Raw genomic sequence first — 22,752 nt, 5'->3', positions numbered from 1 at the left:
GCGGCCTCAGACCCCGGCCGGCACCGTCTTGCGTACGGCGTCCGCGAGGTCGGTGAGCACATCGACCTCGGGGGCGTACTTCCCCGGAACGCTCACCTCGACATACGTCTTGCGCAGTACGGTCGTGAAGCGGTATCCGTCGTCCTGCCGCTCGAAGAGCCAGTCGACACCGTCGACTTCCGCCGCGTCCGCACCGGGGTTGTAATGTTCACTCCCGGGCGTCAGCACGGCGGGTTTGGGTACCCCGCAGCGCAGCTTGACGGGGGGATCGCCCCAGACGGCGGTGAAGTCCGAGACCGGGTCGGCGGTGCCCCGCTCCAGCCCGTCCACGGTCCGCGGCAACTCCTTCCGGAGCGCCCGGCACTGCCGCGCGGAGTCGCCCTCGGGCGCGGGGGCGGCGGTGGGGGCCGAGGACGAGCAGCCCACCGCGGCGAACGCCACGGTGAGCAGGGCCGGAACCAGCAGCCGGCGCGACGAGGAGATCACCCGGCCGAGCATACGGGGGAGCTAGAGATGGACCACCGGGCAGGTCAGGGTGCGGGTGATGCCGTCCACCTGCTGAACCTTGGCGACCACCATGCGGCCGAGTTCGTCGACCGTGTCGGCCTGGGCCCGCACGATCACGTCGTACGGGCCGGTGACGTCCTCGGCCTGGATCACGCCGGGGATCTTGGCGATCACTTCCGCCACGGCCGACGCCTTGCCCACCTCGGTCTGGATCAGGATGTACGCCTGTACCACGGGACCTCCAGGGCGGCTTCGAGGATCATGTGGGAAGAAGGGACGCCACGGTACCGCGTCGGCGCGCGCGCCGGGGAGACCCGGGCGGGGAACGCGACGCGCGGCGCGGGGACCGGCCGCCCCGGGGGAGCGGGGGCCGGACCCGAGGCGACGGAGTACGGATCGGCAGCGCAGTACGGATGGTCCGTACGCATCGGAAGGGCAGCAGCATGAAGGGCACCGTGGGCGAGCTGGGAGAGTTCGGGCTGATCAGGGAGCTGACCTCCCGGCTCACCGCCACCCCGGCCGTACGGATCGGTCCGGGCGACGACGCCGCGGTGGTCACCGCGCCCGACCGCAGGGTCGTGGCCAGCACCGACGTCCTCCTCGAAGGGCGGCACTTCCGCCGCGACTGGTCCACCGCCTACGACGTGGGCCGCAAGGCCGCCGCGCAGAACCTGGCCGACATCGCCGCCATGGGAGCGGTGCCCACCGCCATCCTGCTCGGCCTGGTCGTGCCCGCCGAACTGCCCGCGACCTGGGCGACCGAGCTGATGGACGGGCTGCGCGACGAGTGCCAGGTGGCGGGCGCCGCCGTGGTCGGCGGCGATGTCGTACGCGGTGACACGATCACCGTCGCCATCACCGCCCTGGGTGACCTGCGCAACCAGGAACCGGTCACCCGATCCGGTGCCCAGCCGGGCGACGTCGTCGCCGTCACCGGCTGGCTCGGCTGGTCGGCGGCCGGCTACGCGGTCCTCACCCGGGGCTTCCGCTCCCCGCGCGCCTTCGTGGAGGCGCACCGCCGCCCCGAACCCCCGTACCACGCGGGCCCCGCGGCGGCCGGTCTCGGCGCCACCGCCATGACGGACGTCAGCGACGGCCTGGTCGCCGACCTGGGCCACATCGCCGAGGCCAGCAAGGTCCGGATCGACCTGCGCTCGGGCCAGATCGACATCCCCTCGCAGATGTCCGACATCGGTACGGCGGTCGGCGTGGACCCGATGCAGTGGGTGCTCAACGGGGGCGAGGACCACGCCATCGTGGCGACGTTCCCGCCCGACGTGAAACTGCCCGCCCGCTGGAAGGTGATCGGCGAGGTGCTGCACCCGTCGGCGCTGCCGCAGGTCACGGTGGACGGCGCACCCTGGTCCAGCGCGGGCTGGGACCACTTCGGCGGGGACGAGGACGGCGAGCAGGCGGGCGCCTGAGGCACGGGCCTGTTCAGCGCCTCGGGGACCGCAGGCAGGGGCTTCGCGCGGGGAACCGCGGGGCCGGTCCGCGCCTCAGGGACCGCGGGCAGCCCCCGCACCGCGCCCCGGTAGATTCGCCGGTATGCGCACACCTCCACGCGTCCTGACCGTCGCCGGGTCCGACTCCGGCGGCGGCGCGGGCATCCAGGCCGACCTGAAGACGATGCTGGCGCTCGGCACGCACGGCATGAGCGTGCTGACCGCCGTCACCGCGCAGAACTCGCTCGGCGTGCAGGGCGCGTGGGAACTGCCCGCCGAAGCCGTCCGGGCCCAGTTCCGCAGCGTCGTCGACGACATCGGCGTCCAGGCGGTCAAGACCGGGATGCTGTCCTCACCCGAACTGGTCGAGACCGTCGCCGCCCTGCTCGCCGGGGTGTCCGCGCCGGTCGTCGTCGACCCGGTCGGCGTCTCCAAGCACGGCGACGCCCTGCTGGCCGCCTCGGCGCTGGACGCCGTCCGCACCAAGCTGCTGCCGACAGCCACCCTCGCCACCCCCAACCTCGACGAAGTGACCCAGCTCACCGGCGTACGGGTACGGGACGAGGCCGATCTGCCGCGCGCCGCCGCCGCGGTCCTCGGCTTCGGCCCGCGCTGGGCGCTGATCAAGGGCGGCCACCTGGAGGGCGACGCCGTCGACCTGCTCACCGACGGCGCCGAGGAACACTGGCTGCGCGCCCCGCGGCACGACAACCGGCACACCCACGGCACCGGCTGCACCCTGGCCAGCGCCGTCGCCGCCCGGCTCGCGCTGGGGGACACGGTCCCGGAGGCCGTGGCGGCGGCCAAGGAGTACGTGACCGGCGCCATCGCGGGCGGCTTCCGGCTGGGCGCGGGGATCGGGCCGGTGGATCACGGGTGGCGGATGCGGAACTAGGGCGCGTGCCCGGTGCGCGCCCCTCCCGGGCTCCCGGCGTACCGGCCTCCGGGTACGGCAAAAAGCCGGTCCACCGAGGTGGACCGGCTTTCAGGCAACCGGCGGGGCTGCGCTACGACTAGGACGTCAGCGCGAGACCTTGCCGGCCTTGATGCACGAGGTGCAGACGTTGAGCCGCTTCGGCGTGCGCCCGATGACCGCGCGCACCGTCTGGATGTTGGGGTTCCAACGACGGTTGGTACGGCGGTGCGAGTGGGAAACGCTCTTGCCGAAGCCCGGCCCCTTGCCGCAGACGTCGCAGTTGGCAGCCACGGGTCACTCCAAAGACTTCAGATGCACTTACGGTGAATCCCGACGAGCGGAGTGCATTGAACCGACCCGATTCGCCAGGAGAGGAATGGCCCGATTCGCATCGGGCAACCGGAGCAGCATACAACGACCGCTCCCGTAGAACGAAACTACCATGAGCGCCCCGGCCCCCGCCCCGCCGCCGGGCCCCCGCGCCACTACTGTGCGGTGGATCGCATGACCGAGCCGAGCCCGCCGAGGGCCGCTGGCCGAGGAGGACGAACGGTGCCGCACCCGCTCGACGCCGATGCGGTACGTACCTGGTGCGCCCTCGCGCTCCAGGCCCTGGGCCGCGAGCGCGAGCGGATCGACGCGATCAACGTCTACCCCGTGGCCGACGGCGACACCGGCACCAACCTGTACCTGACCGTGGAGTCCGCGGCCCGCGCGGTCGAGGCCGCCTTCGACGGGCACGGCGCCTCGGGCACCGCACCGGACCTGGCCGACGCCGTCGGCGCCATGGCCCACGGGGCCCTGATCGGGGCCCACGGCAATTCCGGGACGATCCTCGCGCAGTTGCTGCGCGGGATGGCGGAGATCCTGGGGGACGGGGACGGGGGTACGGCCGGGTCCGGGCCCGGCGGTCCGGCGGCGGTGCTGAAGCAGGCCCTGCGGCGCGCGGCCGAATCGACGTACGAGGCGGTGGCGCACCCCGTCGAGGGCACGGTCCTCACGGTCGCCACCGCGGCCGCACAGGCGGCCGAGCGGGCCGACGGGACCCCGGCAGCCGTGGCGCGGGCCGCGTACGAGGGAGCACGTACGGCCCTGGACGCGACGCCGGGGCAACTGGCGGTCCTGGGCCGGGCGGGCGTCGTGGACGCGGGAGGCTGCGGCCTGGTCGCCCTGCTGGGCGCGCTGGCCGGGGCGCTCTCAGGGGAGGTGCCGACGGCGGCGATCACCGTACGGCCGGACGCTCCCGTACCGGTGGCGGGCGGCTGTCCGGCGGCGGAGGGGAACGGGTCCGGCCCCGAGGGGCGGCACGGGGACGAAGCCGACCCGGACGGCCCCGCCTTCGAAGTGATCTACCTCCTGGAGGCCGACGACGCCGCCGTGGCCCGGCTCCGCACCCGCCTGGACGCCCTCGGCGACTCCCTGGTGGTCGTCGGCGGCGACGGCCTGTGGAACGTGCACGTCCACGTGGACGACGCCGGCGCCGCCGTCGAGGCGGGCATCGAGGCGGGCCGCCCGTACCGCATCCGCATCACCCACTTCGGGACACCGGACGGCGGCGGCCGGGGCGCCCGCCGCCGCGCGCCCGAGCCGGCGGCGCGCGCCGTGGTGGCCGTGGTGCCGGGCGACGGGCTCGCCGGCCTGTGCGCCGAGGCCGGCGCGACCCCGGTGACCGTACGCCCCGGCGAGCCGCCCGCCAGCGGCGAGCTGGTGCAGGCCATCCGGCAGGCGAACGCCCGCGAGGTGATGCTGCTGCCCAACGACCCCGAACTGCGGCACACGGCGGCCGCCGCGGCCGAGCAGGCCCGTACCGAAGGCGTACGGGTCGCCCTGATCCCCACCCGCGCCGCCGTCCAGGGCATCGCCGCGCTGGCCGTGCACGAGCCCGCCCGCAGCTTCGACGAGGACATGGTGGCCATGACCTCGGCCGCGGGCGCCACCCGCTACGCGGAGCTGGCCGTCGCCGAACGGCAGTCCTGGACGATGGCCGGCGTCTGCCAGGCCGGGGACGTCCTCGGGCTGATCGACGGGGACGTGGTGGTGATCGGCTCCGACCTGGCCGAGACCGCGGTGACCGTACTGGACCGGATGCTCTCCGCGGGCGGCGAAATGGTGACGCTCGTCCTGGGCGCGGACTTCCCGGATTCCCTCGCGGACCGCCTGGAAAGGCACGTACGGGAACGCCACCTGGCCGTGGACACCGTCGTCTACGAAGGCGGGCAGCGCGGCGCGCCCCTTCTCATCGGCGTCGAATAACGCCCTGGAAGGCGGTGCGGAAATGCGTACCACCCCGGCGGAATTCCGGGGCCTGCCGCCGGTTGTCAGTGGCGTGGTGTGCAATGGTCATCGTGTCCGCGCTCGACGAACCCCTGAAGAAGATTCTCGGTGGCACCACCGCCAAGGTGATGGCCGAGCACCTCGGCCTGCACACGGTCGGCGACCTGCTCCACCACTATCCGCGCAGATACGCGGAGCGCGGTGAGCTGACCCGGCTCTCCGACCTGCCGCTGGACGAACACGTCACGGTCGTCGCGCGGGTCGCGGACGCCCGCGTGCTGAAGTTCAACAACGGCCGCGGCCAGCGCCTGGAAGTGACCCTCACCGACGGCAGCGGCCGCCTCCAGCTCGTCTTCTTCGGCAAGGGCATCCACAAACCGCACAAGGACCTGCTGCCCGGCCGCCGCGCGATGTTCGCGGGCAAGGTCTCGGTCTTCAACCGCAAGCTGCAACTGGCCCACCCCGAGTACGCGCTGCTGGAAGGCGAGGGTGCCGAGGCCGGCGAGGAAGCCGTGGACGCGTTCGCGGGCCGCCTCATGCCGATCTACCCGGCCTGCCAGCAGATGGCCTCCTGGAAGATCACCAAGGCCGTCGACGCGGTGCTGCCCAGCGCCCGCGAGGCACTGGACCCGCTGCCGGAGGCCCTGCGCGCGGGCCGGGCCCTGCTGCCGCTCCCGGACGCACTGGAGAAGATCCACCGCCCCCGCACGAAGGCCGACATCGAGGACGCCCGCTCCCGGCTCAAGTGGGACGAGGCGTTCGTCCTCCAGGTGGCCCTCGCCCGCCGCCGCATGGCGGAAACCCAACTCCCCGCCACCCCCCGGCCGTTGACCCCCGGCGGCCTGCTCGACGCCTTCGACGCGAAACTCCCCTTCACCCTCACCGAAGGCCAGCAGAAGGTCAGCCGCGAAATCTTCGGCGACCTGGCGACGGACCATCCGATGCACCGGCTCCTGCAAGGGGAAGTGGGCAGCGGAAAAACCATGGTGGCCCTGCGCGCCATGCTCGCCGTCGTGGACACCGGCGGGCAGGCGGCCATGCTCGCGCCCACCGAAGTGCTCGCCCAGCAGCACCACCGGTCCATCACGGAGATGATGGGGGAGCTGGCCGAAGGGGGCATGCTCGGCGGCGCCGAGCACGGGACCAAGGTGGTGCTGCTGACGGGCTCGATGGGGGCCGCCGCCCGCCGGCAGGCCCTGCTCGACCTCGTCACGGGCGAGGCCGGCATCGTCATCGGCACCCATGCGCTGATCGAGGACAAGGTGCAGTTCCACGACCTGGGCCTGGTCGTCGTCGACGAGCAGCACCGCTTCGGCGTGGAGCAGCGGGACGCGCTGCGCGGCAAGGGCAAGCAGCCGCCGCACCTCCTCGTCATGACGGCCACCCCCATTCCCCGTACGGTCGCGATGACCGTCTTCGGCGACCTGGAGACGTCCGTACTGGACCAACTCCCCGCCGGGCGCTCGCCGATCGCCAGCCATGTCGTGCCCGCCAAGGACAAGCCGCACTTCCTGGCGCGGGCTTGGGAACGGGTGCGCGAGGAGGTCGGGAACGGCCATCAGGCGTACGTGGTGTGCCCCCGCATCGGTGACGAGGAGGAGGCGCCGAAGGGCAAGGGCGCCAAGAAGAAGTCCGCGGAGGAGGCAGCGGCGGGGGAGGACAAGCGGCCCCCGCTCGCCGTCCTGGACGTCGCCGAGCAACTGACGAAGGGGCCGCTCGCCGGGCTGCGCGTCGAGGTACTGCACGGCCGGATGCACCCGGACGACAAGGACGCGGTGATGCGCCGGTTCGCGGCCGGCGAGGTGGACGCGCTGGTGGCCACCACCGTCATCGAGGTCGGGGTGAACGTGCCCAACGCCACCGCCATGGTGATCATGGACGCGGACCGCTTCGGCGTCTCCCAGTTGCACCAGTTGCGCGGCCGGGTCGGCCGCGGCTCCGCGCCCGGCCTGTGCCTGCTGGTCAGCGAGATGCCCGAGGCCAGCCCCGCGCGGGCCCGGCTCGCCGCGGTCGCCGGCACCCTGGACGGCTTCGAGCTGTCCCGTATCGACCTGGAGCAGCGCCGCGAGGGCGACGTCCTCGGCCAGGCCCAGTCCGGCGCCCGTACGTCCCTGCGGATGCTCGCCGTCATCGAGGACGAGCAGGTCATCGAGGCCGCCCGGGAGGAAGCCACCTCGGTCGTCGCCGCCGACCCCGAACTGACCGGCTATCCGGAGCTGCGGATCGCCCTCCAGGCCCTGCTGGACGCCGAGCGCGAGCAGTACCTCGACAAGGGGTGAGAGCGACGGGCGCCGATCCGGCCGGGGGCATGACACAGGCTCCGACCGGGGAGGCCGGGCCGGGCGGCGCGGCCCCGCCCCGGCCGACGCCATATCGTGGGGAGTGGTCCGCGCAGGCGGGCCGCCCCACCCGCAGCGCGAAGGACCGAGACCCATGACCCGCGTGATCGCCGGCATCGCCGGCGGCCGGCGCCTGGCCGTGCCCCCCGGCAACGGCACCCGCCCCACCTCCGACCGGGCGCGCGAGGGCCTGTTCTCCACCTGGGAGTCGCTGGACGGCACGCTGTCCGGCGCCCGGGTGCTCGACCTGTACGGCGGCTCCGGCGCCGTGGGCCTGGAGGCGCTGTCCCGCGGCGCCGCGCACGTCCTGCTGGTCGAGGCCGACGCCCGCGCCGTCCGCACCATCAGGGACAACGTCCGCACCGTCGGTCTGCCGGGCGCCGAGGTGCGCGCCGGCAAGGCCGAGCAGGTGGTCGCCGGACCGGCCCCGGACGCGCCGTACGACGTGCTCTTCCTCGACCCGCCGTACGCCGTCACCGACGGCGATCTTGAGGAGATCCTGCTCACACTCCACCGGCGGGGCTGGTGCGCCGAGGAGGCACTCGTCACCGTGGAGCGGAGCACCAGAGGCGGTCCGTTCCCCTGGCCGGCCGGGTTCGGGGCCATTCGGTCCCGGCGCTACGGCGAGGGGACGCTTTGGTACGGTCGCGCCGCTTCGACGTGCGACAACGCGTCATGACCGGACCGGAGAGCGAGGAACCTCAGTTGCGCCGCGCAGTCTGTCCGGGGTCGTTCGACCCCATCACCAACGGGCATCTGGACATCATTGCCCGGGCCTCCAGGCTCTACGACGTCGTGCACGTCACCGTGATGATCAACCAGGCCAAGAAGGGCCTGTTCTCGGTCGACGAGCGGATCGACCTGATCCGCCGTGCCACCGCCGAGTACGGCAACGTCCAGGTCGAGTCCTTCCACGGCCTGCTCGTCGACTTCTGCAAGCAGCGCGACATCCCCGCCATCGTCAAGGGGCTGCGGGCGGTCAGCGACTTCGACTACGAGCTGCAGATGGCCCAGATGAACAACGGCCTCTCCGGCATCGAGACCCTCTTCATCCCCACCAGCCCCACCTACAGCTTCCTCTCCTCCAGCCTGGTCAAGGAGGTCGCGGCCTGGGGCGGCGACGTCTCGCACCTCGTGCCGCCCTTCGTCCTGGAGGAGCTGACCAAGCGGCTCGGCAGCGAGTGACGGCCTGACCTTCCGTCAGCAGGTGTCGGCGCGGGGCGCTGTGGACGTACAGTCGTCCCCGTTCCGTCGTACCGACCCGGAGAGTGGCGAGTCCAAGGTGGACGTGCAGAAAAAGCTCGACGAGATCGTCCGGACCGTCGGCAGCGCCCGGTCCATGCCCATGTCGGCCTCGTGCGTGGTCAACCGCGCCGAGCTGCTCGCCATGCTGGAGGAGGTGCGGGCCGCGCTGCCCGGGTCGCTCGCGCAGGCCCAGGAGGTGCTCGGCGACCGTGCGCAGATGGTCGAGGAGGCCCGTGCCGAGGCGGAGCGGATCATCGAGTCCGCCAACGCCCACCGCGGCTCGCTGATCTCCGACACCGAGGTCGCCCGGCAGTCCCAGGCCGAGGCCGACCGCATCCTGGCCGAGGCCCGCCGCGAGGCCGAGGAGGTCCGCGCCGAGGCGGACGACTACGTGGACAGCAAACTGGCCAACTTCGAGGTCGTCCTCACCAAGACCATCGGCTCGGTCGACCGCGGCCGAGAGAAGCTGCTGGGCCGCGCGCCGGGCGAGGACGGCCACCTGGACGAGGACGGCATCCAGGCCCCCGAGCACAGCGCCGACCCGCAGACGCTCAAGGAGCGGGCCGACCGCTACGTGGACGCCAAGTTCGGCGCCTTCGAAGCCGTCCTCACCAAGACCCTGGAGGCCGTCGGCCGCGGCCGGCTCAAGCTCCAGGGCGCCCGCCCGACGGACGAGCTGGGCAGCCTCGCCGCACCGGCCGACGGGCACCACCCGGGCCACACCGGCGACGCCGAGTACCTGGCCGGGCTCGCCGAGCTGGCCGACCCCGTACCGCCACAGCCGCACGCCCCGCCGCAGCCCGCCGTGCCGCCGCAGGCCCAGCCCGTGGCCCAGCAGGACCACTACGCCGACTACACCGCCCCGGGCTACCAGCAGCAGGACGTCTACGGCTACCAGCAGGCCCCGTACGCGCAGCAGGACCCGTACGGCTACGGCTGGCAGGACCCGCAGGCGCAGCAGCACCCGCACCAGCAGTCCTACGACCCGAACGCGGCCTACCTCCAGCAGCCCCAGTCGCCGGGGCAGGACGCCGCGGGCCGGGCGGCGCAGCCCGCCGCGCTCGACGAGACCAGCCTCTTCGACACGAGCATGATCGATCTGGACCGGCTGCGGCAGTACGAGGAGGGGCGGCAGTAGCGGATTGGGCCTATCGGGACCGTTCCAGTATCCTGGCTCTTCGGTCGCGTGTACGTCCGCGATCTCTGCTGCCCGGTCGCCTCTCGGTGACGGGGCGGCTCGTACGTCAGCGTAGAAAGCAGGAAGCCATCAACGCCCGCCTCGACCACCGTTCCCCGCTCGTGTTCGACACGCGCGATCTGGGACGTCGTCCCGGTGCGCTGCAGCGGCTCTCCCGCACCGTCGAGGCCCCCCGGGACCTCGGCAACGAGGTCATCGGAGTGCCCGTGGGCGCGCCGGTGGAACTCGACTTCCGCCTGGAGTCCGTCATGGACGGGGTGCTTGTCACAGGCACCGGCCGTGCATCGGTCCAGGGGGAGTGCGTAAGGTGTCTGGAGCCGCTGGAGCGCGAGCTCGTAGCGGACTTCCAGGAGATGTTCTCCTACCCCGACGCCGACGCCAGGAACCGCACCGCGGAGCCCGGCGACGACGCCGAGGAAGAGGAGGACACGCTCTTCCTAGAGGACGACCTGTTCGACCTCGAACCCGTGCTGCGTGATGCGGTGGTGCTCGCACTGCCGATGCAGCCGGTGTGCCAGGACGACTGTCCGGGCCTGTGCTCCCAGTGCGGGGCGCGGCTCGCGGACGACCCGGACCACCACCACGACGCCGTCGACATCCGTTGGGCGGCACTGCAGGGACTCGCCACCGACCCGGCCGGCGAGAAGGACAACATGGGCGGCGCCGAAGCGGGCGTCGACGAGAAGCAGGAGAAGTAGCCGTGGCTGTTCCGAAGCGGAAGATGTCGCGCAGCAACACGCGCCACCGCCGGTCGCAGTGGAAGGCTGCGGTCCCCACCCTGGTGGCGTGCGAGCGCTGCCACGAGCCGAAGCAGCAGCACATCGCGTGCCCGAGCTGCGGCACCTACAACAAGCGACAGGTCCTCGAGGTCTGATCGGCTGGTGACAGGCTCTATGTCAGACGCCCCTACGTCACCCCGCAAGCGCGGGGCCGACACGGCAACGGCGGACACGGCCTCGTCCCACACGCTTCTGGAAGGGCGGCTCGGGTACCACCTCGAGTCCGCCCTTCTGGTGCGTGCGCTGACGCACCGCTCGTACGCGTACGAGAACGGCGGTCTGCCCACCAACGAGCGGCTGGAGTTCCTCGGGGACTCGGTGCTCGGCCTGGTGGTCACGGACACGCTGTACCGCACCCACCCCGACCTGCCCGAAGGCCAGTTGGCCAAGCTGCGGGCCGCGGTGGTCAACTCGCGCGCACTCGCCGAGGTGGGCCGCGGCCTCGACCTCGGCGCCTTCATCCGCCTCGGCCGGGGCGAAGAGGGCACCGGAGGCCGGAACAAGGCGTCCATCCTGGCCGACACCCTGGAAGCGGTGATCGGCGCGGTCTATCTCGACCAGGGCCTCGAAGCGGCCGGCGAGCTGGTGCACCGGCTCTTCGACCCGCTCATCGAGAAGTCCGCCGGCCTCGGGGCCGGCCTGGACTGGAAGACCAGCCTCCAGGAACTGACCGCGACCGAAGGTCTCGGTGTCCCGGAGTACCTGGTCAGCGAGACCGGTCCGGACCACGAGAAGACCTTCACTGCTGCTGCCCGCGTCGGTGGTGTCTCGTACGGCACCGGCACCGGCCGCAGCAAGAAGGAAGCCGAGCAGCAGGCGGCCGAGTCCGCCTGGCGGGCGATCCGCGCGGCGGCGGACGAAGCGGCCGAGAAGGCCGCGGACGTCCCGCCGGCCGGGGAGCCCGTGGTTCCCCCGGCGGGGGAGCCGCCCGTTTCCGGCTGAGCCGCAGAGGTCGTCACTCCCGGTCGTCCACCCCCGTAGGGGAGGGCGGCCGGGCAGTGCTTTGCGGGGGCCGTACCGTCCGCCCCCGGGGCGGCGCGCACCATCCGTACCGCGTCCCCGCGCGCTCGCGGCGGACATCCCATGACGAGGAGAGCCGTGCCCGAGCTGCCCGAGGTCGAGGTCGTACGCCGCGGACTGGAGCGGTGGGTGCGGGGCCGTACCGTCGACGCCGTCGAGGTCCTGCACCCGAGGGCCGTACGGCGGCACACCGCCGGAGCCGTCGACTTCGCGACGCGCCTGCGGGGGCAGCGCATCGGCGAGGCCCGGCGCCGCGGCAAGTACCTCTGGCTCCCGGTCACCGACGGCCTGTCCGTCCTGGCCCACCTGGGCATGAGCGGGCAGCTCCTGGTCCAGCCGCAGGACGCCCCCGACGAGAAGCACCTGCGCGTCCGCTTCACCTTCGACGACGACGCCGGCACCGAACTGCGCTTCGTCGACCAGCGCACCTTCGGCGGGCTGTCGCTGCACGACGCCGTTCCCGGCGACCTCGAAGGGCTCCCCGACGTCATCGCGCACATCGCCCGCGACCCGCTCGACCCGGCCTTCGACGACGCCGCCTTCCACGACGCGCTGCGCCGCCGCCGCACCACCGTCAAGCGCGCGCTGCTGGACCAGTCGCTGATCAGCGGGGTCGGCAACATCTACGCCGACGAAGCCCTGTGGCGCTCCCGGCTGCACTACGACCGCCCGACCGCCACCCTCACCCGCCCCCGCACCACCGAGTTGCTCGGCCACATCCGCGACGTGATGAGCGCCGCGCTCGCCGTCGGCGGCACCAGCTTCGACAGCCTCTACGTCAACGTGAACGGCGAGTCGGGCTACTTCGATCGGTCGCTGGACGCGTACGGGCGCGAGGACGAGCCGTGCCGGCGCTGCGGCACGGCCATGCGCCGCCGCCCCTGGATGAACCGCTCCAGCTACTTCTGCCCGCGCTGCCAGCGGCCGCCGCGCCCGTAGGGCCGTACCGGGCGACCGCCGCGCCCGTAGGGCCGTACCGGGTGACCGCCGCACCCGCGCCCGTATCCGGCACCCGCCGCGCCCGTAGCCGTACCGGACACCCGCTGCCTCAGGCGTCCGCGCGCGCCGCGTCGTAGCGCTCCCGCGCCGCCAGTACCTCCGGCATACGGTGCTCCACCAGCTCGATGAGCCCCAGCAACCGCTCGGCCACCTCGCGTCCCAGCGAGGTCAGGGCGTAGTCCACCCGTGGCGGGTTGGTCTGCTGGGCCTCGCGGTGGACCAGCCCGTCGCGTTCCAGGGCGTGCAGGGTCTGGGACAGCATCTTCTCGCTGACCCCGTCGACCTGCCGCCGCAGTTCGTTGAAGCGGAACGTGCCCTGGTGCAGTGCGCCCAGCGTCAGGCCGCCCCACCGGTCGGTGACGTGCTTGAGGGTGTCGCGCGACGGACACGTGCGCGCGAAGACGTTGAACGCCTCCTCCGTCGCCGCTTCCGTCCCGCACGCCGGAACCTCCTGCGGGCTGCCCTGATTCGCCATACACGCAAGCCTACTCCCGCACAGCGCTAACTCGGCGATTGTGCTTTCTTTTAGTTAGTGCTTTCCTTTGGTTATCGAGCCGCGCCGCACCCCGCCGCACGGCCGCACACCGAGGAGCCCTTCCATGTCCACGCCCGCCCCCGCCACCACCCCCGTCGTCGCCGTCGCGTACCACTCCGGCTACGGCCACACCGCGGTGCTCGCCGAGGCCGTACGCGCCGGCGCCGCCGACACCGGCGCGACCGTCCACCTGATCAAGGTCGACGCGATCACCGAGGCCCAGTGGGACCTGCTCGACGCCGCCGACGCGATCGTCTTCGGCTCGCCGACCTACATGGGCACCGCGTCCGGCGCCTTCCACGTCTTCGCCGAGGCCACCGCCAAGCGCTGGGCGACCCGCGCCTGGCAGGACAAGCTCGCGGCGGGCTTCACCAATTCCGCCTCCAAGAGCGGCGACAAGCTGCACACCCTGCAGTTCTTCTCCGTGCTGGCCGCCCAGCACGGCATGCACTGGGTCAACCTCGGCCTGCTGCCCGGCTGGAACGCCACCACCGCCTCCGAGAACGACCTCAACCGCCTCGGCTTCTTCCTGGGTGCCGCCGCGCAGACCGACAACGACCGCGGCCCCGACGGCGTCCACAAGGCCGACCTCGCGACCGCCGAGCACCTCGGCCGCCGCGTCGCCGGCCAGGCCGCGCTCTTCGCCGCCGGCCGCGCCGCCGTCGGCGCCTGACGGGGCCGCCGGTGCCGGGCGCTCGCGGGTACGGCGCGCGCCCGCCCCGCGCGCTCCGCCCCGGGTGTGCCGTCCGTACGCGGGGACACGTACACGCCGACCCACCCGCATACGCGTGCTTTCGTACGGATGGAGATGCGACCCTGTAGCCAGGGGGCCATACCTTCGGAGGTTGGGATCCGATGGCGACGAGTATGCATCTGGTCTGGAGCTCGACGGCGCCCGGCAGCGTCGTGTACGAGACACACGCGATCGAGGTGGTCGAAGAAGGCGGCGTACACGGCGAGGTCGTCAGCGAGCGGCACGAGGTCACGGTGCACAGCCGCGCCCAGGCGGAGGAGATCGCCGCCGAACACGGCTACGAGCTCTACCGCGACGGGGAGGAGTGGGACAGCCTTCCGGAGGAAGGCTGAGCCGCGGGCGGCGGAGCGGCTCGACGCGAAGGGCACAGGCGCCCGGTGACATCGTGGCCTGTGGTGCCGTAGCCGAGCAGTGTTGTGGCCTGCGGTTATATCGTCGATGCAAGTCAAGCTCGCCGTCAGTGCCTGTTCTGCTGGCGCCTGGATGCCAGTGCAGACAGAAATGCCCGCGTGGCGCTGTCAGTGGTGCCCTCTAGGGTGCCTCCAACTCCCGCGAACGTGGGAGGTGGCTTGAACAGATAGGGCGGGGGACGCGTGACTACAGTGCTGACACCGATTCTTGGTGGCGTTGGGGTTGTGCTTGCCGCAGCAGCGGGACCACTGGTGACTGGCATGATCCAGAACCGTAGAGATGCTCGTTTGGCCGCTGATCTCGAAAGGAACCGAACGCTTCTCGGTGAGCTCCGAGGCGATGATCGCAACGCCTGGGAGCACGAGATCGCTCAGTTGGAAGTCCTGGTGAGGCGACAGGTAGCTGCCGTAACCGCTCGTCAGACCAAGTATGTCGAGCATCGCAGAAATTGGGCCAGCCTCGGCGCTGTGGTCCTCATCGTCATCCTAGCCTTCCCGCTGCTGTGGCTGCTGACGCTCCCTGGGGCTTGGTGGTCCTGGTCCCTGTTCGCCGCTCTTCTGACTATGTCGTTGATCATGTGCGGGCTCGGCTTCTATCAGACGTTCAATCCGGATGAGCCTCCAGCGCCGGAGGGCGGCGGGGTCAGTGGCTGAGCGCCCAAGATCGATGTGGCTGCTTAGGGAAGGAACAAGGGATCACTGACAGCCATCCAGACGCGATTCAGAAGAACTCGCAAAGGTCGGCTTGAGAAACCTCAGAACCCGAAGTCCTGCGTCCACCACGGGCCGCCCCGGCCGAAGTGCGCTCCGACCCCCAAGGTCTTGTACTCGCAGTTCAGTATGTTGGCGCGGTGGCCGGAGCTGTGCATCCAGGTGTTCATCACCGCGTGGGCGTCGGCCTGGCCGCGCGCTATGTTCTCGCCGCCCAGGTCCTCTATGCCCGCCTGCTTGGCCCGGTCCCACGGGCTGCGGCCGTCCGGGTCGGTGTGGTCGAAGAAGCCGCGGCGCGCCATGTCCTCGCTGAACTTCCGGGCCAGGTCGCCCAGTTCACGGTCGGCGGTCACCGGTGAGCAGCCGGCCTTCGCGCGCTCCTGATTGACCAGGCCCACCACCTGCGACTCGGCGGTGGAGGGCGGGGTGCCCGGTGCGGCGGAGGCGGTCGGGGTGCTCTTCGGGGGCGCGGGGGTGGTCGTCGTACGGTCCGGCCGCTGCGTGCGGTCCCGGTCGGGAGCGGTGTCCGCGGCGGGCGTGGACGGCTGCCGGGGGCCGGGGTGGTCGGCGGGGCGGCGGAGGACGTGGGGCGTGCCCGGTCCGGGAGGCCGGGCCGGGGCTCGCCGCGGCTGGCCTGTCCGGCGCCCCGGTCCGTGGGCGACACGGACGCCGCGTCGCGCGGTGTCGTGTGCGGCAGGGCGTCGGCGCGCACCCGTTCGCCGGAGCCGCCGCTGCCGCCCCAGTCGTACTGGCTGCCGCCGGGCAGCAGGCCCGAGGCGACGGCGACCGCGCCCATCGCCACGGCGGCCGAAGCGCCGAGCAGCCCGGTGCGGACCGGGGCGGAGCGGCGGTCGCGCGCGGGGCGGTCGCCGCGATGGCGGCCGGAGTGCGCGGGGCCCGCGGGCGCGGGAGGTGCGGCGGCCAGGCTTCCGGCCCGGTCCGTGGCTCCGGCGGCTTCGGGTGATGCGGGAGCGGAGCGTCGATGGCGGCCCATCCACTGCCTTCCTTCTGTCCACACGAGCGTCAACGTGCCTCACTCGTAAGGGTGAGTCTCGTTGCCGGGCGACTGTACGCCATGACGTGTGGGGCCGATGTGCCCGCCGAGCAATTGGCCGGTTAACGTGCAGACATGAACGAAGATGTCCGCCTGACCGCCTGGGTGCGCGGCCGGGTCCAAGGAGTCGGCTTCCGGTGGTTCACCCGGGCCAACGCCCTGCGGATCGGCGGCCTCACGGGCTTCGCCCTCAATCTGGAGGACGGCCGGGTCCAGGTCGTCGCCGAGGGACCCCGCGAACGGTGCGAGGAGCTTCTGGAGTGGCTGCGCACCGGCGACACGCCCGGACGGGTCGAGGGGGTGGGTGAGATCTGGGACACTCCGCGGGGCGGTTACGACGGATTCGCGATCCGCTGACCCGGTGCGGCGCGCGGTATCCGGGAACCGGACGCGGGGCCGGTTTCACGTGTCCCCGTCAGATGCACACTGCAGTCATGACCTGGTGGTTGCCAACTCGGCCGACCCGTGGAAGGCTGCCGCTGTAAGGATGATCTCCACGCCCCCGAGGCGCTTTTCTGGGGAGCCGGTCCGGCGTTGCCGCGGCCGCGGACTCCCGGGCGCCCAAGGATACGGGGCGTGATCGTGTTGACCCTCAAACCTTTTGGTGAGACTCTGGAAGCCCCGCGCACCTTAGCTGTTTGGCATTGAGCTCGCAGGATAATGACAAGCACCGCGGGTGCGAATCCCTCACGACCCACACCGCTTCGGTCGGTCACTCAGTGTGGAGGACCATCCATCATGGCAAAGGCGCTTCTCGGTTACGTCGGCGGCTCCGACCCCCGAGTCCTCTCCGAGATGCGACGGCTTCAGCAGCGCGTCCAGGACCTCGAATCCGAACTCATCCGGATGCAGGCCGAAAACGACATGCTGTCCGCTGCCGCACGTCACGACGACTCGATGCTCGACGGCATCGACGTACCCCAGGCGGAGCCCGCGCTCACCTGACCCCACCCCCGGGGCCGACGGGCTGTTCGCCAGCCGCTTGAGGCACCGCTAGCAAGATCTTCAAGGGACGCTTCGGCGTCCCTTCGTCGTTTTCCGTTGCTTTTCTGTTCGGTTCCCGGTCGGCCCTCACCGTCTGATGTGCCCTGCACCTTCAGCAACGAAACCGAAATCACACCGCCGCGAGGAGCACAGGCGTACGGGGGTGCGGCCGCGCGCCCCGTGTACGGGCGGCCGCTCCGGGCCCTCGTGCCGGGGCGGCTCCGGGCAGGGGGCGGGCGGTAGAGTCCAACGGCGTGCATCTCAAGAGCCTGACACTGCGAGGATTCAAATCCTTCGCCTCCGCCACGACACTGCGTTTTGAACCCGGCATCACCTGTGTCGTGGGCCCCAACGGGTCGGGCAAGTCCAATGTCGTCGACGCCCTGTCCTGGGTCATGGGCGAGCAGGGCGCCAAGTCGCTGCGCGGCGGCAAGATGGAAGACGTGATCTTCGCCGGGACGACCGGCCGGCCGCCGCTGGGCCGCGCCGAGGTCTCGCTGACCATCGACAACTCCGACGGCGCCCTGCCCATCGACTACGCCGAGGTCACCATCACGCGGACGATGTTCCGCAACGGCGGCAGCGAGTACCAGCTCAACGGGGACACCTGCCGCCTCCTGGACATCCAGGAGCTGCTCTCGGACTCCGGCATCGGCCGGGAGATGCACGTCATCGTCGGGCAGGGCCAGCTCGACTCCGTCCTGCACGCCGACCCCATGGGGCGCCGCGCCTTCATCGAGGAGGCGGCCGGCGTCCTCAAGCACCGCAAGCGCAAGGAGAAGGCGCTGCGGAAGCTGGAGGCGATGAAGGCGAACCTGGCGCGCGTCCAGGATCTCACCGACGAGCTGCGGCGGCAGCTCAAGCCGCTGGGCCGGCAGGCCGCCGTCGCCCGCCGGGCCGCCGTCATCCAGGCCGACCTGCGCGACGCCCGGCTGCGGCTGCTCGCCGACGACCTCGTATCGCTTCGTGAAGCGCTGCGCGCGGAGATCGCTGACGAGGCGGCGCTCAAGCAGCGTAAGGAGACCGCCGAGCAGCGGCTCAAGGAGGCGACACGGCGCGAGGCCGCCCTGGAGGAGGAGGTACGGACGCTGACGCCACGCCTCCAGCGGGCCCAGCAGACGTACTACGAGCTGTCGCAGCTCGCCGAGCGGGTGCGCGGCACGGTCTCGCTGGCCGACGCGCGCGTCAAGAGCGCGACGGCCGCCCCGCCGGAGGAGCGGCGCGGCCGCGATCCGGAGGACCTGGAACGGGAGGCGGCCCGCGTCCGTGAGCAGGAGGCCGAGCTGGAAGCCGCGCTGGAGGCGGCGAGCCGGGCGCTGGAGGACACCGTCGAGCACCGGGCCGCCCTGGAGCGCCAGTTGGCGGACGAGGAGCGGCGGCTGCGGGACGCCGCGCGCGCCATGGCGGACCGGCGGGAGGGCCTGGCCAGGCTGCACGGGCAGGTCACCGCCGCGCGCGGCCGGGCGGCGTCGGCGCAGGCCGAGATCGGGCGGCTGGCGGCGGCCAGGGACGAAGCGCAGCAGCGCGCGGCCCACGCCCAGCAGCAGTACGAGACGCTCAAGGCCGAGGTGGACGGGCTGGACGCGGACGACGCCGACCTGTCGCGGCAGCACGAGGCCGCGAAGCAGGACCTGGCCGACGCGGAGGCCGCGCTGAGCGCCGCGCGCGACGCGCAGACGGCCGCCGAGCGGCAGCGCGCTGCGGTCTCCGCCCGGCACGAAGCGCTGGCCCTCGGGCTGCGCCGCAAGGACGGGACCGGCGCGCTGCTCGGCGCGGCCGACCGGCTGACCGGCCTGCTCGGCCCGGCCGCCGAACTGCTGACCGTCGCCCCGGGCCACGAGGTGCCGGTGGCGGCAGCACTCGGAGCGGCGGCGGACGCGGTGGCCGTGGCCGACCCGGCGACCGCTGCCGAAGCGATTCGCCTCCTGCGCAAGGAGGACGCGGGACGTGCCGCGATGGTGCTGGGCGCGGGCCCGGAGACGAGCCTGGACGTGGATTCCGGCGGCCTGCCGCTCGCGGCCGAACTGGTCAGCGGACCGGAGGAGTTGCTGCGTTCCGTACGGTGGCTGCTGCGCGGCGTCGTGGTCGTCGGCTCACTGGAGGACGCCGAGGAACTGGTGGCCTCCCGCCCGGAGCTGACGGCGGTGACCGCCGAAGGCGACGTCCTCGGAGCGCACTTCGCGCAGGGCGGGTCGGCCGGCGCGCCGACCCTGCTGGAAGTGCAGGCATCCGTCGACGAGGCCGCGGCCGAGGCCGCCGAACTGGGCGAACGCTGCGCGGAGCTGACCGCCGCGCACGAGGCGGCGCGGCAACGGCGGGACGCGTGTGCGCGGCTGGCCGAGGAGGCGGGGGAGCGGCGCAGCGCCGCCGACCGTGCGAAGTCCCGCGTCGCGGGCGACCTGGGCCGCCTCGGTGGCCAGGCACGCGGCGCCGCCGACGAGGCCGAGCGCTCGGCCGCGGCCGCCGCGAAGGCGGAAGAAGCACTCGAACGGGCGACCGAGGAGGCCGAGGAGCTGGCCGCCCGGCTGGCGGTGGCCGAGGAGGAGCCCGGCGACGAGGAGCCGGACACCTCCGTACGGGACCGGCTGGCCGCGGACGGCGCCAACGCGCGGCAGACGGAGATGGAGGCGCGCCTCCAGGCCCGTACGCACGAGGAGCGGGTCAAGGCCCTGGCGGGCCGGGCCGACGGTCTGGACCGCGCCGCGCGGGCCGAACGCGAGGCGCGGGCCCGTGCCGAGCAGCGGCGCGCCCGGGCCCGCCACGAGGCGGCGGTGGCGTCCGCGGTGGCCTCCGGGGCGCGGCAGTTGCTGGCGCACATCGAGGTCTCGGTCGTCCGGGCCGAGGAGGAGCGGCTGGCGGCGGAGCTGGCCAAGCAGGAGCGCGAGCAGGCGCTGGTGGCCGAGCGCAACGCGAGCCGGGAGCTGAAGGGCGAGCTGGACAAGCTGACGGACTCGGTGCACCGGGGCGAGGTGCTGGGCGCCGAGAAGCGGCTGCGGATCGAGCAACTGGAGGCCAAGGCGCTGGAGGAGCTGGGCGTCGAGCCCGCTGCGCTGGCGGCCGAGTACGGCCCCGACCAGCCCGTACCGCCGTCCCCGGCCGCGCAGGGCGAGGAGCTGCCGGAGGACCCGGAGCACCCGCGCAACCGGCCGGTGCCCTACGTACGGGCCGAGCAGGAGCAGCGGCTCAAGGCCGCCGAGCGGGCGTATCAGCAGCTCGGGAAGGTGAACCCGCTGGCGCTGGAGGAGTTCGCCGCGCTGGAGGAGCGGCACCAGTTCCTCAGCGAGCAGCTTGAAGACTTGAAGAAGACCCGGACCGACCTGCTGCGGGTGGTCAAGGAGGTCGACGAGCGGGTGGAGCAGGTCTTCACCGAGGCCTTCCACGACACCGCCAGGGAGTTCGAGGGCGTCTTCGCGCGGCTCTTCCCGGGCGGCGAGGGGCGGCTGGTGCTGACCGACCCGGACCACATGCTCACCACCGGGCTGGACGTGGAGGCCCGCCCGCCGGGCAAGAAGGTCAAGCGGCTGTCGCTGCTGTCGGGCGGTGAGCGCTCGCTGACCGCGGTGGCGCTGCTGGTCTCGATCTTCAAGGCGCGCCCCAGCCCGTTCTACGTGATGGACGAGGTCGAGGCGGCGCTGGACGACACCAATCTGCAGCGGCTGATCGGGATCATGGAGGAGCTGCAGGAGAGCTCCCAGTTGATCGTGATCACGCACCAGAAGCGGACGATGGAGGTCGCCGACGCGCTGTACGGGGTGTCGATGCAGGGCGACGGCGTCTCGAAGGTCATCAGCCAGCGGCTGCGCTGAGCGCGGCCCCGCGTAGCCGGTGCGGCGCCGGGTACTCGGTGTGACGTACACGATTACTACGGCCCGCTACGGTTCATAACTTGAACGCATCCTCCCGGAAGTCGCGCCGAAACAAATTCATTACGACCTATTGACTTCGAAACTTGAAGGCATAGGGTCTGCAATGTTGCTTTTACCTTCAAGTGGTGGGTCCCCCCAACCTATGCGCCACTGGAAGGGCCAGCCCCCTACGCCCGGCAGCGCAGCCGGGCACTGGAGTACACGTTGACCAGCACCGCGCCGCCGACGACTCCGGAAGGCCGCAAGGCCCAGCCGGACCACCTCGGCCACGTCATCTTCATCACCGCGGCTGCCGCGATGGGCGGCTTCCTCTTCGGCTATGACAGCTCCGTGATCAACGGCGCCGTCGAGGCGATCCGCGGCCGCTACGAAGTGGGCTCCGCGGGGCTCGCCCAGGTGATCGCCATCGCGCTGATCGGCTGCGCCATCGGCGCCGCCACGGCCGGCCGGATCGCCGACCGCATCGGCCGCATCCGTGTCATGCAGATCGCCGCGGCGCTCTTCACGGTCAGCGCGGTCGGCTCGGCGCTGCCGTTCGCCCTGTGGGACCTGGCCATGTGGCGCGTCCTGGGCGGCATCGCGATCGGTATGGCCTCGGTCATCGGCCCGGCCTACATCGCCGAGGTCGCGCCGCCCGCGTACCGGGGCCGCCTGGGCTCCTTCCAGCAGGCCGCGATCGTCATCGGCATCGCGATCTCGCAGTTGGTCAACTGGGGCATCCTCAACCTCGCCGGCGGCGACCAGCGCGGCAAGCTGGCGGGCCTGGAGGCCTGGCAGTGGATGCTCGGCGTGATGGTCGTACCGGCCGTGCTCTACGGCCTGCTCTCCTTCGCGATCCCCGAGTCGCCCCGCTTCCTGATCTCCGTCGGCAAGACCGCCAAGGCCAAGGAGGTGCTGGCCGAGGTCGAGGGCCACGGCGTCGACCTGGACACCCGCGTCGCGGAGATCAAGGAGGCGATGCGCCGGGAGCACAAGTCCAGCTTCAAGGACCTGCTGGGCGGCAGGTTCGGCTTCCTGCCGATCGTGTGGATCGGCATCGGCCTGTCGGTCTTCCAGCAGCTCGTCGGCATCAACGTGGCGTTCTACTACTCCTCGACGCTGTGGCAGTCCGTCGGCATCGACCCGAGCAGCTCGTTCTTCTACAGCTTCACCACCTCGATCATCAACATCATCGGCACCGTGATCGCGATGGTCTTCGTGGACCGGATCGGCCGCCGTCCGCTGGCGCTGATCGGTTCCGCCGGTATGGCCGTCGCCCTCGCGCTGGAGGCCTGGGCCTTCGCCTCGAAGACCGCGGACGGCACGCTGCCGACCGCCCAGGGCACGGTCGCCCTGGTCGCGGCCCATGCCTTCGTGCTCTTCTTCGCCCTGTCCTGGGGCGTCGTGGTCTGGGTCTTCCTCGGTGAGATGTTCCCGAACAAGATCCGCGCCGCTGCGCTCGGTGTCGCGGCGTGTGCGCAGTGGATCGCCAACTGGGCCATCACTGCCAGCTTCCCGAGCCTTTCCGACTGGAATCTTTCGGGTACCTACGTGATCTACATGATCTTCGCCCTGCTCTCGATCCCCTTCGTGCTGAAATTCGTGAAGGAGACCAAGGGCAAGGCGTTGGAGGAGATGGGCTAACACCCCCCGCCAGCCCTTCTCCTCAGTTGTGGGCGGCTGCCCCGGTCCGTGTGTCGGACCGGGGCAGCTCCTTTATTGCGCGTCGCGCCTTAC

23 protein-coding genes are annotated in these 22,752 nt (G+C 72.0%); 18 read left to right on the top strand and 5 right to left on the bottom strand.

The features are described from left to right. Positions 1-6: 6 nt before the first annotated feature. Positions 7-498, bottom strand: coding sequence for a DUF3515 domain-containing protein (locus EJG53_RS11565; protein ID WP_125044774.1), 492 nt, complete (start codon positions 496-498; stop codon positions 7-9). A 9-nt stretch (positions 499-507) separates the two neighbouring features. Next, a complete protein-coding gene (locus tag EJG53_RS11560; protein ID WP_030018372.1) occupies positions 508-741 on the bottom strand; it encodes an Lrp/AsnC family transcriptional regulator in 234 nt (77 codons plus the stop codon). A 209-nt stretch (positions 742-950) separates the two neighbouring features. Between EJG53_RS11560 and EJG53_RS11555 the strand changes: the two genes are divergently transcribed. Continuing rightward, the gene (locus EJG53_RS11555; RefSeq protein WP_125044773.1) at positions 951-1,931 is read left to right on the top strand and encodes a thiamine-phosphate kinase; all 981 of its coding nucleotides are present in this window, start codon (positions 951-953) and stop codon (positions 1,929-1,931) included. A gap of 124 nt (positions 1,932-2,055) precedes the next feature. Beyond that, positions 2,056-2,847: a bifunctional hydroxymethylpyrimidine kinase/phosphomethylpyrimidine kinase gene (gene thiD / locus EJG53_RS11550; RefSeq protein ID WP_125044772.1), complete on the top strand. Its 792-nt coding sequence runs from the start codon at positions 2,056-2,058 to the stop codon at positions 2,845-2,847. Between the two features lie 126 nt (positions 2,848-2,973). Here thiD and rpmB read toward each other — a convergent pair whose 3' ends face one another. Further along, a complete protein-coding gene (gene rpmB, locus EJG53_RS11545; RefSeq protein ID WP_003984695.1) occupies positions 2,974-3,159 on the bottom strand; it encodes a 50S ribosomal protein L28 in 186 nt (61 codons plus the stop codon). 213 nt (positions 3,160-3,372) lie between these two features. Here rpmB and EJG53_RS11540 point away from each other — a divergent pair, with 213 nt between their 5' ends. The 9 genes from EJG53_RS11540 (at position 3,373) to mutM (ending at position 12,662) form a co-directional block, all read left to right on the top strand. Then, positions 3,373-5,121: a DAK2 domain-containing protein gene (locus EJG53_RS11540; RefSeq protein WP_125044771.1), complete on the top strand. Its 1,749-nt coding sequence runs from the start codon at positions 3,373-3,375 to the stop codon at positions 5,119-5,121. Positions 5,122-5,204: 83 nt separating this feature from the next. Beyond that, positions 5,205-7,421, top strand: coding sequence for an ATP-dependent DNA helicase RecG (gene recG, locus EJG53_RS11535; RefSeq protein WP_174856397.1), 2,217 nt, complete (start codon positions 5,205-5,207; stop codon positions 7,419-7,421). Between the two features lie 154 nt (positions 7,422-7,575). Beyond that, positions 7,576-8,160 carry a 16S rRNA (guanine(966)-N(2))-methyltransferase RsmD gene (rsmD, locus tag EJG53_RS11530; RefSeq protein ID WP_125044769.1) on the top strand — a complete coding sequence of 195 codons (585 nt, stop codon included), beginning with the start codon at positions 7,576-7,578 and terminating at the stop codon, positions 8,158-8,160. A 26-nt stretch (positions 8,161-8,186) separates the two neighbouring features. Then, the gene (coaD, locus tag EJG53_RS11525) at positions 8,187-8,666 is read left to right on the top strand and encodes a pantetheine-phosphate adenylyltransferase (RefSeq protein ID WP_032927549.1); all 480 of its coding nucleotides are present in this window, start codon (positions 8,187-8,189) and stop codon (positions 8,664-8,666) included. 97 nt (positions 8,667-8,763) lie between these two features. Then, positions 8,764-9,864 (top strand): cell division initiation protein, encoded by a 1,101-nt coding sequence (locus EJG53_RS11520; RefSeq protein WP_167515283.1) that lies wholly within the window; start codon positions 8,764-8,766, stop codon positions 9,862-9,864. 128 nt (positions 9,865-9,992) lie between these two features. Further along, positions 9,993-10,622, top strand: coding sequence for a YceD family protein (locus EJG53_RS11515; protein ID WP_174856546.1), 630 nt, complete (start codon positions 9,993-9,995; stop codon positions 10,620-10,622). Between the two features lie 2 nt (positions 10,623-10,624). Next, complete coding sequence (gene rpmF / locus EJG53_RS11510; RefSeq protein ID WP_003951102.1) at positions 10,625-10,798, top strand: 50S ribosomal protein L32; 174 nt, start codon at positions 10,625-10,627, stop codon at positions 10,796-10,798. A gap of 19 nt (positions 10,799-10,817) precedes the next feature. Then, complete coding sequence (rnc, locus tag EJG53_RS11505) at positions 10,818-11,645, top strand: ribonuclease III (RefSeq protein ID WP_125044766.1); 828 nt, start codon at positions 10,818-10,820, stop codon at positions 11,643-11,645. Positions 11,646-11,801: 156 nt separating this feature from the next. Continuing rightward, entirely contained in the window at positions 11,802-12,662 is an 861-nt protein-coding gene (gene mutM, locus EJG53_RS11500; protein WP_125044765.1) for a bifunctional DNA-formamidopyrimidine glycosylase/DNA-(apurinic or apyrimidinic site) lyase, read from the top strand. Between the two features lie 109 nt (positions 12,663-12,771). Here mutM and EJG53_RS11495 read toward each other — a convergent pair whose 3' ends face one another. Beyond that, positions 12,772-13,197, bottom strand: coding sequence for a winged helix-turn-helix transcriptional regulator (locus EJG53_RS11495; RefSeq protein ID WP_125044764.1), 426 nt, complete (start codon positions 13,195-13,197; stop codon positions 12,772-12,774). A gap of 124 nt (positions 13,198-13,321) precedes the next feature. Between EJG53_RS11495 and EJG53_RS11490 the strand changes: the two genes are divergently transcribed. The 3 genes from EJG53_RS11490 (at position 13,322) to EJG53_RS11480 (ending at position 15,075) form a co-directional block, all read left to right on the top strand. Further along, positions 13,322-13,930, top strand: coding sequence for a flavodoxin family protein (locus EJG53_RS11490; RefSeq protein WP_125044763.1), 609 nt, complete (start codon positions 13,322-13,324; stop codon positions 13,928-13,930). A 182-nt stretch (positions 13,931-14,112) separates the two neighbouring features. Then, positions 14,113-14,343 carry a hypothetical protein gene (locus tag EJG53_RS11485; RefSeq protein WP_125044762.1) on the top strand — a complete coding sequence of 77 codons (231 nt, stop codon included), beginning with the start codon at positions 14,113-14,115 and terminating at the stop codon, positions 14,341-14,343. 339 nt (positions 14,344-14,682) lie between these two features. After that, positions 14,683-15,075: a hypothetical protein gene (locus EJG53_RS11480; protein WP_125044761.1), complete on the top strand. Its 393-nt coding sequence runs from the start codon at positions 14,683-14,685 to the stop codon at positions 15,073-15,075. Between the two features lie 101 nt (positions 15,076-15,176). Here EJG53_RS11480 and EJG53_RS42400 read toward each other — a convergent pair whose 3' ends face one another. Beyond that, positions 15,177-15,530 carry a CAP domain-containing protein gene (locus EJG53_RS42400; protein ID WP_244955102.1) on the bottom strand — a complete coding sequence of 118 codons (354 nt, stop codon included), beginning with the start codon at positions 15,528-15,530 and terminating at the stop codon, positions 15,177-15,179. Positions 15,531-16,261: 731 nt separating this feature from the next. Here EJG53_RS42400 and EJG53_RS11470 point away from each other — a divergent pair. The 4 genes from EJG53_RS11470 to EJG53_RS11450 all read left to right on the top strand — a co-directional run bounded on the left by EJG53_RS11470 (position 16,262) and on the right by EJG53_RS11450 (position 22,659). Further along, positions 16,262-16,543, top strand: a complete 282-nt coding sequence (locus EJG53_RS11470; protein ID WP_125044760.1) for an acylphosphatase — start codon at positions 16,262-16,264, stop codon at positions 16,541-16,543. 381 nt (positions 16,544-16,924) lie between these two features. Further along, a complete protein-coding gene (locus EJG53_RS11460; RefSeq protein ID WP_030018387.1) occupies positions 16,925-17,131 on the top strand; it encodes a hypothetical protein in 207 nt (68 codons plus the stop codon). A 293-nt stretch (positions 17,132-17,424) separates the two neighbouring features. Then, positions 17,425-20,976 (top strand): chromosome segregation protein SMC, encoded by a 3,552-nt coding sequence (gene smc, locus EJG53_RS11455; RefSeq protein ID WP_125044758.1) that lies wholly within the window; start codon positions 17,425-17,427, stop codon positions 20,974-20,976. Positions 20,977-21,240: 264 nt separating this feature from the next. Next, positions 21,241-22,659 (top strand): sugar porter family MFS transporter, encoded by a 1,419-nt coding sequence (locus EJG53_RS11450; RefSeq protein ID WP_125044757.1) that lies wholly within the window; start codon positions 21,241-21,243, stop codon positions 22,657-22,659. The last annotated feature ends 93 nt before the right edge of the window (positions 22,660-22,752 follow it).

It is taken from the genome of Streptomyces chrestomyceticus JCM 4735 (assembly GCF_003865135.1).
Classification (GTDB): Bacteria; Actinomycetota; Actinomycetes; order Streptomycetales; family Streptomycetaceae; genus Streptomyces; species Streptomyces chrestomyceticus.
Note: the sequence above shows the minus strand (reverse complement) of the source record. Positions and strands in the feature narration are given on the sequence as shown.

Excerpts from the sequence above, each read along its gene's own strand:
- EJG53_RS11485 (WP_125044762.1), top strand. The coding sequence starts at position 14,113 with ATGGCGACGAGTATGCATCTGGTCTGGAGCTCGACGGCGCCCGGCAGC.
- EJG53_RS11540 (WP_125044771.1), top strand. The coding sequence starts at position 3,373 with ATGACCGAGCCGAGCCCGCCGAGGGCCGCTGGCCGAGGAGGACGAACG.
- rsmD (WP_125044769.1), top strand. The coding sequence starts at position 7,576 with ATGACCCGCGTGATCGCCGGCATCGCCGGCGGCCGGCGCCTGGCCGTG.
- EJG53_RS11555 (WP_125044773.1), top strand. The coding sequence starts at position 951 with ATGAAGGGCACCGTGGGCGAGCTGGGAGAGTTCGGGCTGATCAGGGAG.
- EJG53_RS11490 (WP_125044763.1), top strand. The coding sequence starts at position 13,322 with ATGTCCACGCCCGCCCCCGCCACCACCCCCGTCGTCGCCGTCGCGTAC.
- thiD (WP_125044772.1), top strand. The coding sequence starts at position 2,056 with ATGCGCACACCTCCACGCGTCCTGACCGTCGCCGGGTCCGACTCCGGC.
- EJG53_RS11495 (WP_125044764.1), bottom strand. The coding sequence starts at position 13,197 with ATGGCGAATCAGGGCAGCCCGCAGGAGGTTCCGGCGTGCGGGACGGAA.
- EJG53_RS11565 (WP_125044774.1), bottom strand. The coding sequence starts at position 498 with ATGCTCGGCCGGGTGATCTCCTCGTCGCGCCGGCTGCTGGTTCCGGCC.
- recG (WP_174856397.1), top strand. The coding sequence starts at position 5,205 with ATGGTCATCGTGTCCGCGCTCGACGAACCCCTGAAGAAGATTCTCGGT.
- EJG53_RS11480 (WP_125044761.1), top strand. The coding sequence starts at position 14,683 with ATGATCCAGAACCGTAGAGATGCTCGTTTGGCCGCTGATCTCGAAAGG.
- rnc (WP_125044766.1), top strand. The coding sequence starts at position 10,818 with ATGTCAGACGCCCCTACGTCACCCCGCAAGCGCGGGGCCGACACGGCA.
- EJG53_RS11460 (WP_030018387.1), top strand. The coding sequence starts at position 16,925 with ATGGCAAAGGCGCTTCTCGGTTACGTCGGCGGCTCCGACCCCCGAGTC.
- EJG53_RS11470 (WP_125044760.1), top strand. The coding sequence starts at position 16,262 with ATGAACGAAGATGTCCGCCTGACCGCCTGGGTGCGCGGCCGGGTCCAA.